This is a genomic window from Chamaesiphon polymorphus CCALA 037 (genome assembly GCF_003003845.1).
GTDB lineage: Bacteria > Cyanobacteriota > Cyanobacteriia > Cyanobacteriales > Chamaesiphonaceae > Chamaesiphon > Chamaesiphon polymorphus.
This window is the reverse complement of the sequence record NZ_PVWO01000152.1, coordinates 1-11,587: the sequence shown is the minus strand read 5'-3', so window position 1 is coordinate 11,587 and position 11,587 is coordinate 1. Positions and strand designations below refer to the sequence as shown.

10 protein-coding genes are annotated in these 11,587 nt (G+C 46.5%); 6 read left to right on the top strand and 4 right to left on the bottom strand.

Annotated features, from left to right (window positions below; translation table 11 throughout):
* Positions 1–981, top strand: a 981-nt coding sequence (locus C7B77_RS13350; RefSeq protein WP_245894182.1) for a sensor histidine kinase, incomplete at its 5' end; no start/stop codon positions are given.
* On the top strand, positions 941–1,378 hold the full coding sequence (locus C7B77_RS13345; RefSeq protein WP_106305385.1) for a response regulator: 438 nt from the start codon (positions 941–943) through the stop codon (positions 1,376–1,378). The genes C7B77_RS13350 and C7B77_RS13345, both read left to right, overlap by 41 nt.
* A 173-nt stretch (positions 1,379–1,551) precedes the next feature.
* On the opposite strand, the gene C7B77_RS13340 is transcribed toward C7B77_RS13345, so the two are convergent.
* A complete protein-coding gene (locus C7B77_RS13340) occupies positions 1,552–2,526 on the bottom strand; it encodes an NAD(P)-dependent alcohol dehydrogenase (protein ID WP_106305382.1) in 975 nt (324 codons plus the stop codon).
* A 336-nt stretch (positions 2,527–2,862) separates the two neighbouring features.
* Here C7B77_RS13340 and C7B77_RS13335 point away from each other — a divergent pair, with 336 nt between their 5' ends.
* From C7B77_RS13335 to C7B77_RS13325, 3 genes are all read left to right on the top strand, one after another.
* On the top strand, positions 2,863–3,552 hold the full coding sequence (locus C7B77_RS13335) for a DUF416 family protein (RefSeq protein WP_106305379.1): 690 nt from the start codon (positions 2,863–2,865) through the stop codon (positions 3,550–3,552).
* Positions 3,553–3,644: 92 nt separating this feature from the next.
* Positions 3,645–5,723: an ATP-binding response regulator gene (locus C7B77_RS13330; RefSeq protein WP_106305376.1), complete on the top strand. Its 2,079-nt coding sequence runs from the start codon at positions 3,645–3,647 to the stop codon at positions 5,721–5,723.
* 673 nt (positions 5,724–6,396) lie between these two features.
* Entirely contained in the window at positions 6,397–7,512 is a 1,116-nt protein-coding gene (locus tag C7B77_RS13325; protein ID WP_106305373.1) for a sensor histidine kinase, read from the top strand.
* Between the two features lie 193 nt (positions 7,513–7,705).
* On the opposite strand, the gene C7B77_RS13320 is transcribed toward C7B77_RS13325, so the two are convergent.
* A complete protein-coding gene (locus C7B77_RS13320) occupies positions 7,706–8,137 on the bottom strand; it encodes a Na-translocating system protein MpsC family protein (RefSeq protein ID WP_106305388.1) in 432 nt (143 codons plus the stop codon).
* Between the two features lie 508 nt (positions 8,138–8,645).
* Here C7B77_RS13320 and C7B77_RS13315 point away from each other — a divergent pair.
* A complete protein-coding gene (locus C7B77_RS13315; protein WP_106305370.1) occupies positions 8,646–9,788 on the top strand; it encodes an ABC transporter ATP-binding protein in 1,143 nt (380 codons plus the stop codon).
* Between the two features lie 57 nt (positions 9,789–9,845).
* Here the strand turns inward: C7B77_RS13315 and C7B77_RS13310 are convergent, their stop codons facing one another.
* Positions 9,846–10,427 carry a pentapeptide repeat-containing protein gene (locus tag C7B77_RS13310; RefSeq protein ID WP_106305367.1) on the bottom strand — a complete coding sequence of 194 codons (582 nt, stop codon included), beginning with the start codon at positions 10,425–10,427 and terminating at the stop codon, positions 9,846–9,848.
* Positions 10,428–10,673: 246 nt separating this feature from the next.
* On the bottom strand, positions 10,674–11,587 hold a 914-nt coding region (psbA, locus tag C7B77_RS13305), incomplete at its 5' end, for a photosystem II q(b) protein (RefSeq protein WP_106305364.1).

Here is an 11,587-nt window from a genome sequence, read left to right as displayed (position 1 = left end):
CGTCCTGAAGTAATTCAAACCGTAAATTGGGGCGGCGATCCTCACCATGCCTATCACATCGCCGAAACCGATGGCAATGTGCGCCTGTGTCCCCGCAAATCTTTTGAATTGTGGAAAGAAACCGTCCGCCTGCATTCGCTCCCCTGGAAACCAGTCGAAACCGAAGCTGTTACCGAACTCCGCAAAGCGATCGTCAATATCGTCCTCCGTCAGGCAGAAGAATTAGCCCTACTAGCGACCGATTTAGAACGATCGAATGCCGAACTCAAAAAGTTTGCCTACGTCGCCTCCCACGATTTGCAAGAACCGCTCAATCAGGTGGCAAATTACGTGCAACTCTTAGAGATGCGCTACAGCGAAGAACTCGACGACGATGCCAAAGAGTTTATCGGTTTTGCTGTCGAAGGTGTGAACTTAATGCAAACCCTCATCGATGATGTCCTCATCTACTCCAAAGTAGACCTGCTCGGCATCGAATGGGGACTCGTCGCAGTCGAAACTGCTTTAAATCGCTCTCTAAGCCACCTACGCGGACGCATCGGCGAAACAGGTGCGATCGTCACTTCCGACCCCATGCCGACGATTGTAGCCGACAGTACGCAACTGATGCAGCTTTTCCAAAACCTAATTGGGAATGCCATCAAATTCCGCAAGCCCAATACCTTACCCGAGATTTATATCTCTGTCGATCGTCAAGAAGATGATTGGTTATTTTCCATCCGCGATAATGGGATCGGTATCGATCCGCAATTCTTCGATCGGATCTTCGTCATCTTCCAACGCCTACATACCCGCGATGAATATCCTGGTTCCGGCATGGGCTTAACGATCTGTAAAAAAATCGTCGAATGTCATCGTGGCAAAATCTGGGTAGAATCAGAACTGGGACGAGGAGCTACTTTTTCGTTTACTATCCCTGTCAGCGGAGGAGATCGCGATCGTGTCAGCGGACGTAAAAACTATCCTACTAGTCGAAGATAATCGGGGCGATATCCGCCTGATCCAAGAAGCCTTCAAAAGCACTGGTGCCCGCTGTGAGGTAGTAGTGACGCGGGATGGGATGGATGCGATGTCTTACCTCCGTCAGGAGGGGGAATATCTCAATGTCCCCCTTCCCGATTTGGTGTTATTGGATCTCAATCTTCCCAAAAAAGATGGGCGGGAAGTGTTAGCCGAAATCAAAGCTGATGAAAATCTCAAACATTTACCTGTAGTAGTATTGACGACTTCGCTTAATGAGGAGGATATCGTCAATAGCTACGATCTCCATGTCAATTGTTATATTGCCAAGTCTCGCAATCTCCAGCAGTTATTCAAAATCGTGCGCGGGATTCAGGCGTTTTGGTTGGAGACGGCGACATTGCCTGTTAGGAGTTAATTTGGGTTAAGGATATTTGCTTTGATCCAGCACCGCACTCGATTGAAATCGGGGCTAATAGTCCGAAGTCCGCCTTCGCGAACTCGTTATCAGTCCGCGAGGCGGACTTTGCATCACTAGCAGAGACTTAAGTCTCTAGATAATTTTTATCCACAATTCAAGTTAGTTGAGATTTACACTCCCAAAGTTACGACTACATTTCCCCTCTTACGCCCAGTATCCACGTAACTGTGCGCCTCGGCAATCCGATCGAATGGATAGGATCGATCGATAAACGGTTTAAATTCTCCCGACGCTGCTAATTTTGCGAGTAACTGCACATCCTCCACTCGCTCTGCTGCTGGCCCTGCAATGACTTTTTTGCTACCAGTCATCGATATTAATGGCGCACTCAGTAAGTCTGGTAGTCCAGCTAAAATCTGTAACAGCCGACCGTCTGCTGTGAGTGAATTTTTGACACGGGAGAAGGGAGCCGTACCGACCGGATCGGCGATGATATCGTAGGTTTCACCATTGGTAGTAAAATCTTCTTTGGTGTAATCGATCGTGCGATCGGCACCTAGAGACTTTACAAGTTCTATATTCGCGGCACTGCATACCGCCGTCACATCTGCACCGAAGTGTTTGGCAAGTTGGATCATCGCTGTCCCAACACATCCAGAGGCTCCATTGATGAGTACTTTTTCCCCACTCTGAAGATTGCCTCGGCGGAAGAAGTCTAACGCTGTCGTGCCGCCAAAACAGAGGGCTGCGGCTTCTTCGTAGCTGAGATTATCCGGTTTGAGTACTACCATCCCGTCTTCGGGCAGACACTTGTACTCGGCATGACAACCCATGCCAGGGCCGCTAAAAGCAAACACTCGATCTCCGACTTTAAATTTACTGACATTTTTGCCGATCGATTCTACTTCTCCAGCCAGCTCTGTGCCGAGAATCGGTTGTCGCGGTTTCTTGATGCCAAACACCAACCGCGACATCAACCCAAAGCCGAAAGGCATACTCAGGCTACGTACTCGCCAATCGGCTGACGTTACTGTGGTCGCATGGATTTTGATGAGGACTTCATTATCATTGGGAGTAGGTGTGGGCACCTCGATAATTTGCAACACATCTGGCGCACCATAGCTTGTATATATAACCGCTTTCATAGGTCTTTTCCTGGCAAGATCGACTGGATGGAATTTATCGCTCGCGCTTTGACAGAGCCATTTGTTCGGATCGATGACTCGATCGACACATATCAGACAATTGTAATCCTCTTTACTCCCAGCCTGAAGTATTATTTGAAATAAAATATTAAGATCTGGATGAATCGATTATGAAATGTTCCATCGATTTGTTAAGGTATATTAGAAATCTAGTCGTTGGTGTGGTATTCACCCTAATGTGGAATATTGGCTTGTAATGATTTTCCCGATTGTTGAAATTCTCGTAACAGATAACTCCTCCATGTCTGCCAGCATTCAACCACTCGAACAGCCAATATGCTTCCAAAAGAAGAATTGACACAAAGATATATTTCAAATTTTGAGCAATTTCCTCCAATTATTCAAAGATTGGAGGTATTACCGCGACAACATCAGCTTGCGTTCCTGGCATGTTGTGTCGAGAGAATGCTATTAAACTATTATTTGGTTGAAGGACTTCCAGGTTGGGGAGAAAAGAATATTTTAAAAAATGCTATGTCTCAAATCTGGAAAATTGTTAGGGGTGAAAGACTAGATCCTAAATATCTGAATTGTCTTAAAGAAGATGTACTCGAATGTGATTCAGATCCTGATGACTATTATCCGATCTCAGAGTATTTTGTTGATGATGAACATAATGATTATTGCAAATATTGTGTTGTGGGAACTTCATCAATTTGTGGCATTGCCTGTTTGCTAGATTTCAGCTTATCAGACAAAATCGAGGATATGTTGGATGTTTTCTCAACTATGCTGGGTGCTTTAGAGGATTATGTAACGATCGAGCAAAACACAAAATATGAAAGTAGAGAGGATGAGATGAAAATAATCTCAGCTCATCCTGCAATTCAACTAGAAGCAGAACAGCAACAATCTGACTTGGAAAATCTTGAAAAAAATCCAGTTTTAAATTCTGATTTAATAGAAAAATTAAGACTTAATGCGCGTAACCCAGATTTAGCTTTGCATAAAATCATAGAAAAGTGAGTCGCTTCTTACAGATTAGCAACTAGTTGTGTATCACTTTAACAAGTATCATCCAAAACTTTATTTAGAATCACTGCAACTATCAACTTTCAATGTCTGCCAACCTAAACCCGAGCGAACAGCCAAATATCCACGTCCTGCTAATTGAAGACAACTTAGCAGAAGCACGACTGCTGCAAGAAATCCTCAAAGACACCGTGAGCGGTCAATTTAGCCTCTCTCATGTCAAACGATTAGGCGAAGCTATTACCCAACTCAATACCACCAGTTTTGATGTCGCCCTGCTCGATCTGACCCTCCCCGATAGCGATGGGTTAGCCTCCCTTGATGTCTTGATCCGTAATGCGCCCAGCCTGCCGATTGTCGTCCTCACTAGCACCAACGACGATGCGCTCGCCCTCAATGCCGTGCGCCATGGTGCCCAAGATTATCTCGTCAAACGTCAAGTCAATCTCGATATTTTAGTCCGATCGGTACGCTATGCGATCGAGCGCAAACAAGCCGCCGAAGCCCTGCGGGAAGTCAACGAAACTCTCGAAATCCGCGTCCGCGAACGCACCGCCGATCTTGCCACTGCTAACGAATCTCTCTGCCAAGAAATCGAATCGCGCGAAAGCATCCAAAAACGGTTGGGATTGGCACAACAGGCTGGTAAAATTGGCACATTTGAATGGGATTTAGTGACCGATCGAGTTACCTGGTCGATCGAATTAGAAGCCTTGTATGGACTAGCAGCGGGTAGTTTTGAGAACAGTCAAGACAAGTGGTTGGCAACTATTTATCCTGAAGATCGCCCCAACGTCGTCACCGCATTAACTACCTCGCGACAACTCAAACAGGGATTGGATTTAGAATTTCGGATCCAGGCTCCAGATGCCAGCATCCACTGGATTGCGGTCAAAAGTAGCATCTTCCTCGATCGAACCGATAATCCCACTCGGACGATCGGCATCCATATGGATATTACCGAGAAAAAACAACTGGAGCAACAATTCCTCAGAGCGCAACGCCTGGAGAGTCTCGGCACCCTCGCCAGCGGCATCGCCCACGACTTAAATAACGTCCTGACACCAATTTTATCAGTCGCCCAGCTCTTACCACTCCGATTGCCCGATATCGACGATCGCACCCAAAACCTGATTAAAATCCTCGAATCCAGTGCCCGTAGAGGCGCAGATTTAATTAAGCAAATTTTAGCCTTTGCCCAAGGCATCGAAGGCAAACGCGTCTGCATCCAACCCCATCACCTGCTGGCAGATATCCACAAAATCGTGCGCCAAACTTTGCCCAAATCGATCGAGATCGAGCTGGAACTCGCCCCCGATTTGTGGTCGGTATTGGGCGATATGACTCAACTCCATCAAGTGTTGATGAATCTGTGCGTCAATGCCCGCGATGCCATGCCCCAAGGCGGTATCCTGTGTATCCAAGCGAAGAATATCTCGATCGATGAAACTTTTGTCCGCGTTCATCTAGATGCTAGCATCGGCAATTATGTAGTCATTACTGTCAGCGATACCGGAACTGGCATTCAGCCGCAACTCCTCCACCGGATTTTCGACCCTTTCTTTACCACTAAAGACATCGGTAAAGGTACGGGCTTAGGCTTATCCGCAGTAATGGGAATTACCAAAAGTCATGGTGGCTTTCTCGACGTGCAAAGTCAAGTCGTTGGCGGAGCCTCTCGGAACGAGAATCGCGGCACCCAAATTCACGTCTATATCCCTGCCTGCAACGCACCGATTCCGCCCGATGAGGACGAACCAGAACCCCCTTCCGGTCGGCAACAGTTGATTTTAGTCGTAGATGATGAAATCGCGATTAGCGGGCTGATTAAAACCATTTTAGAGACATATAATTACCAGGTTCTAACTGCTAATGATGGTGCCGAAGCGATCGCGGTCTATTCCCAACATCGCCAGAATATTGACGGGGTTTTAATCGATATGATGATGCCAGTGATGGACGGATTGACGACTGTTAATGCGCTACGTCAAATCGAACCAAATCTGCCTGTCGCAGCCATGAGCGGACTCAATTCGCTGGAGTCTGTCGCCCAAGCAGAGCGGTTTGGTTGCCGACATTTCGTCTCTAAACCATTTACAACTAGTGACTTATTACAAACTCTCGCCGATTGTATGCCACCACGATCGATCGAGCATCAATCTTAGGTTTGGCAAATCGCCACATTTTAAAGACTCTGCATCCAACTAATCGCCGATCGCATTTAATATTCTCACGAACTTGAGAGCGACTAGATGCTCGTATTATCGAAATTAAATCTGATTCTTCTCCCTCTGGATATTTGAGTAGGTTGAAGACTAAATCGATTCGATCGCGTTCCCCATCGAGCAAATAACCATGCGTAATGATGACTGATAATTTCGGCAATTTGGCATCCCTTAATACGGTTTATATCGCATCATCTCGATTGAGTCGATCGAGTAATAATTGACTTTCAGGGATGGGGTTGAATACAGCCTCAACTTGACTCATCATCGAGCGCAGCGTCGATATTCCCGTACCTACGAATGCTGAAGAAGTTGACGCATCGGGCTAATCTGAGTTTGGATGGCATTGAACCATCGATATCGCTCGATCTCCGTAACGCAGATTACGGGTAACGATCCACGAATATGATAATCTAGGTAACAGCAGAAAGTAACTTAATATTACATTTTGCCCAGCTAAAGCCCGACCTACCCCTTTCTATATTTTTTTCTAGAATAGTTGTGGTAGCTTGATTTTTAATTGCAGAGCAAGAAATTACGGAACAGCTTCAACTCTTTCTAATTACTTCCGGTCTATTCCTCTGAAATCTACAGTTACAGAAACAATAATACCGTGAATACCAATTTCCAGGAATTAACTATTTTGATAATAGATGATTCCTCATTCGATCGTGGCCTCTATAGTGCCTATATTCTCGATCGCTACAGTCCTACAGAACCGATGCGATCGATCGGTGGTCTTGTGGATATGCTCGATCTTTGCCAAGAGCGATCGCCGGATCTAGTGTTGCTAAATTTTACTCGATCCACAGAGCGCGGCTTAGACTTCATCGCCGATCTCCAACTCAAAGCTAGAGATTGGGTCTTACCACCGATCTACAGCCTACCGAATCTTGTCAATCTAGAACGCGTCACCGCGATGCCCTTAGAGCGCGTCCCAGCACCATCACGCGAACGCAGGGTAAATCCACTCTCGCTAAGTGAAGAACTAGCTGCTACTAAAAAACTGCTCGCACAACGCGATCGCGAACTAGCTGCCTTTACGGCACTAGCTTCATCCGATCTGCGCCCGCCCCTTAAAGGGATTGCTAATTTAGCCACTTGGTTAGCCGAAGATTTAGAGTCTTACTTGACACCAGATACCCGCAAACAGTTCGATCTGCTCCAGGCTCGCGTCCGCAGGATGAGGTTGCTAATTGAAGATTTATTAGAGTACACCCAAGCAGGTCAACAACCGATGACTAGATCGGTTGTCAATGTCGGCGAATTACTGACCCAAATTATCGGTTCGTTTAGTTTGGGTGCTAAATTTACCATCGAGATTGCCTCCCCGATGCCAACCCTCAGAACCGATCGTTTTGCACTCCAACATGTATTGACAAATCTCATCGATAATGCTGTCAAACATCACCATTCTCAAAGGGAGACGCTACGCGAACGTACTGACGGAACAGTGCGAATTGTCGCCCAGCAGCAACAGAATAGCTACTTGTTCGAGATTAGCGACGACGGGCTGGGGATCGCGCCCCAAGATCGAGAGCGGATCTTTGAAGTTTTCCAAAGTTTGTCGCCACAACAAGATGAGACTAGTACGGGGATGGGACTCGCGATCGCCAAAAAGAAAATCGAACTTCATGGGGGTACGATTTGGGTCGATTCTACTCCTGGCGTCGGCTCGAAATTTAGCTTTACCTGGACTGATGCGAGTTCGATTGGGTGGTCTCCTTGAATTAATTGAGAATTGAAAATTGAAAATTGACGATCGGGTTAAACCCCACTCTATCAACAATCCACCTAAAAGGTGGGGGATCTAGCAGAGGAGATCTTTAACAAATAAGATTATGCATCATTGAAATCCTCTGTCCTTGTGAATCGGCAGACTCTAGCAAAGACAGGAAGATGTAATTATCAATTATCAATTATCAATTATCAATTACCGAAGGTGCTGGAGCTTTCGGTAGCTTTTTACCCTTAGGAATTGCCTCGATGTTTCTCGCGACTGGAGTATCTCCCAAAACTGCCACGATTGCCGTTCTTCCCGTTTCAATAGTGGCATCACTGAGCAAATCTTCTACTGTTACCTCTAAAATTTGCTCGATCGTCTCGCGGATATAGGGTGAGATCGCTTCATCTAAATTCGATCTCACTTGTTCGACAAATCGATCGTCGCCAGTTGCCACCAATAATTGTTCGGCAGGGGTAATCGAATCTTCAATCACAATTACAACTTTTTGGTCGAATAGTTTGCAAATAATTTGACTGGGTCGGTGCCCGAGTTTTTCTTTATATAGGGCTTGGATCTTTTGGGATAGTTTTCTTTCTAGTTGTCCGACGGTTAGTTCTGCACTCACGATCCGATTCTCGATATAAATATAGACGCTGCTGATAAGCTGCACTCGCTCTCATAAATTTGATGCTGGGGTTGTGACTAAGGATCTAGTTCGCGCTCGCTCTCAACCAGAGCTACAGAAAATTATGTGAGTGAGGTATTTATGCTCCAAGATCGAGACAATCTATTGTATAGAGGCGCAAGATCTGTCTGGGAGATAACACCTCATTTACTGTTGCTCAGCTTTAGATATAGCAATCTTAAACCAATCTCTACAATCGCTACAACCATCACCGGAGATATTCGATCGCAACTTTTGATACTACTTTAGACTTTCTCTCCATCCCAATGTATCGCTAGACTGAGAATTGCAAAATCTCCTTAAATATAGAGGCGATCGATCCAATTAATAGATCGAAAAGTTGGGAGTTGAGAGTTGGGAGTTGGTAGGAATAGATCTCGACAGCCAGAGGAGATTCAGTCAGCAACCGCAGTAAAATAGGAGCAGTATCGATGAAGCTCAACTGCAAACTATGTCTAGCGTCAAACTCGATCGCATCAGCCGTAAATTTACTGGCACGATCGCCCAGGCAGATCGACGATTTATCGGCATCGACGATATCTCGTTCGAGATTCCCGACGGTGAATTTTGGGTACTGGTAGGGCCATCGGGATGCGGTAAATCGACTTTACTCAGGATTATTGCTGGATTGGAGACAGCCACGAGCGGTAGTGTCTATATTGGAGATCGATTGGTAAACAAAGTCCCCGCCAGACAGCGAGATGTGGCGATGGTCTTTCAAAATTATGCTCTCTATCCCCATATGACAGTTGCCGAAAACTTGGGATTTGGGATGCAAATGCGCGGGACAGATCGATCGATTATCGCGCGCCGGATTCAAGAGATCGCCACACTCCTCAAGATTGATGCCTTACTCGATCGCAAACCCAAACAATTATCTGGCGGACAACAACAACGTGTCGCCCTCGGTCGCGCGATCGCCCGTTCGCCCCAAGTGTTCTTATTAGACGAACCACTTTCCAATCTCGATACCGGACTGCGCGACGATACCCGCGCAGAACTCAAACAACTGCACCAACAAGTCGGAATTACAACGATTTATGTCACTCACGATTGCGTCGAAGCCATGACGCTAGCCGATCGCATCGTCGTTCTCGATCGCGGCTACATCAAACAAATCGGCACCCCTAACGAAATTTATCATCGCCCGATCGATCGGATGGTCGCCACTTTTATGGGTACGCCGCCGATGAATATTTTCCCCGCTAGCTATCAAGATGGGTATTGGCAAATCGGCGATCGACAGATTTTTTGCGCCCCAGAAATAATCGATCGATTGCGACTCCGCGATCGCCAGGGCTTCAATTTAGGCATTCGTCCCGAATATTTGTCGATCGTCCCCGATGGTACGCCAGATTCGCTGCTAGTTACCCTTCAGGGCGTTGAAACACTCGGACGCGAGACTCTACTTAAAGTGCAGATTGCTGGTACTTCCACCCACGTAAATCTTCTCGTTCCCCCTAACTGGTCGCAACAAGTCGGCGATCCTCGATCGATCGATCGAATCGGCACTCAATTAACCATCCAACTAGCCGCTGAGTGGTTATTTGTCTTCGATCCTAGTAGCGGTCAAAGATTATATCCAGTCAATTAAAGGCAGACCAGGATTTATCGGATTTACACGATCGGGTTATCAGCCTTGTGTCTTAATTTATCCCAAAATGGCATGACGCAAATCGACGCAACTGAGATCTACATCGATTAAAGATGCCTCGGATAGATTTGTATTCTCTAAGATAGCCTGTGCGAGCGTCACACCACGCAGATCGGCTTTAGTCAGATTGGCTCCAGTGAGGTTGGCTCTGCTCAAATTTGCCCCAGTCAAATTGACTCCAGTCAAATCCGCATAGCGTAAGTCCGCACCGACTAAATTAACATGAGTGAGATTGGCTCCTCGCAAACTTGCCAAGCGTAAATCGGCCTTGTGTAACGATGCTCGATCTCCATCGATCCCATTTAAAATTGCAGCGATCGATCTCGCTTCATTCAGATTGGCCGACATCAGACTCGCACTGGTCAGGTTCGATCGCCACAAAGTCGCTCTAGTCAGCACGGCGGATGACAAATTCGCACACTGCAAATTCGATTGGGATAAGTTAGCATCGATCAGTTGAGATTGACTCAGATCGATCTGTACCAAGCATCTTTCTGTCAAACAGGCATCCGATAAATTCGCCAGAATAAAGTCTCGCTTACCATTATCATACTGTCTGAGCAACTCATCGGTATTCATTCTCGATTCTCTCCACAGACGTCACACGAACGTCTTAAAATTTATTAGTTCAATCCTCAGGTTCACTACCTACGATTAAGTCCGATTTTACCGAGTCGATCGAAGCAGTTTGTTCTCTGCTATTAAGTATTGTAACAAAAACTAGACAATATTGCAAATTACTTGACTTTTTGAACATGTATGACCTATCAAAAAACCCCCTCACTAATGAGGGGGTTTCTTATCGAACTCGAACTCAAACAGGTATTAACCGTTGATAGCAGGGGCAGTCAAAGCAACAGGAGTAGATTCACCAGCAGCCAAGTCGAGTGGGAAGTTGTGAGCGTTGCGCTCGTGCATGACTTCCATACCTAAGTTAGCGCGGTTGATGATGTCGGCCCAAGTGTTGATGCCACGACCTTGCGAGTCAACTACCGATTGGTTGAAGTTGAATCCGTTGAGGTTGAATGCCATGGTGCTGACACCCAAGGAGGTGAACCAAATTCCGACTACAGGCCATGCACCGAGGAAGAAGTGCAGTGCGCGGCTGTTGTTGAAGGATGCGTATTGGAAGATTAACCGACCGAAGTAGCCGTGTGCTGCAACGATGTTGTATGTTTCTTCTTCTTGTCCGAATTTGTAACCGTAGTTTTGGCTTTCAACTTCTGTTGTTTCACGAACTAGGCTGGAGGTGACTAAGGAACCGTGCATTGCGGAGAATAAGCTACCACCGAAGACACCTGCTACGCCGAGCATGTGGAAGGGGTGCATTAAGATGTTGTGCTCTGCTTGAAAGACGATCATGAAGTTGAATGTACCGGAGATACCTAATGGCATACCGTCGGAGAATGAACCTTGACCGATTGGGTAGATGAGGAACACTGCGGTTGCTGCTGCGACTGGTGCGGAGTAGGCGACGCAAATCCAAGGACGCATACCTAGGCGGTAGGAGAGTTCCCACTCACGACCCATGTAGCAGAATACTCCGATGAGGAAGTGGAATACTACTAGTTGGTAAGGGCCGCCGTTGTATAACCACTCGTCTAAGGAAGCAGCTTCCCAGATGGGGTAGAAGTGAAGACCGATTGCGTTAGAAGAAGGAATAACAGCACCGGAGATGATGTTGTTGCCGAACATTAAGGAGCCTGCGACTGGTTCGCGGATGCCGTCGATGTCGACTG

Coding starts and splice junctions, on each gene's coding strand:
- C7B77_RS13340 (WP_106305382.1), bottom strand. CDS start 2,526: ATGAAAGCGGTTATATATACAAGCTATGGTGCGCCAGATGTGTTGCAA.
- C7B77_RS13335 (WP_106305379.1), top strand. CDS start 2,863: ATGCTTCCAAAAGAAGAATTGACACAAAGATATATTTCAAATTTTGAG.
- C7B77_RS13330 (WP_106305376.1), top strand. CDS start 3,645: ATGTCTGCCAACCTAAACCCGAGCGAACAGCCAAATATCCACGTCCTG.
- C7B77_RS13315 (WP_106305370.1), top strand. CDS start 8,646: ATGTCTAGCGTCAAACTCGATCGCATCAGCCGTAAATTTACTGGCACG.
- C7B77_RS13310 (WP_106305367.1), bottom strand. CDS start 10,427: ATGAATACCGATGAGTTGCTCAGACAGTATGATAATGGTAAGCGAGAC.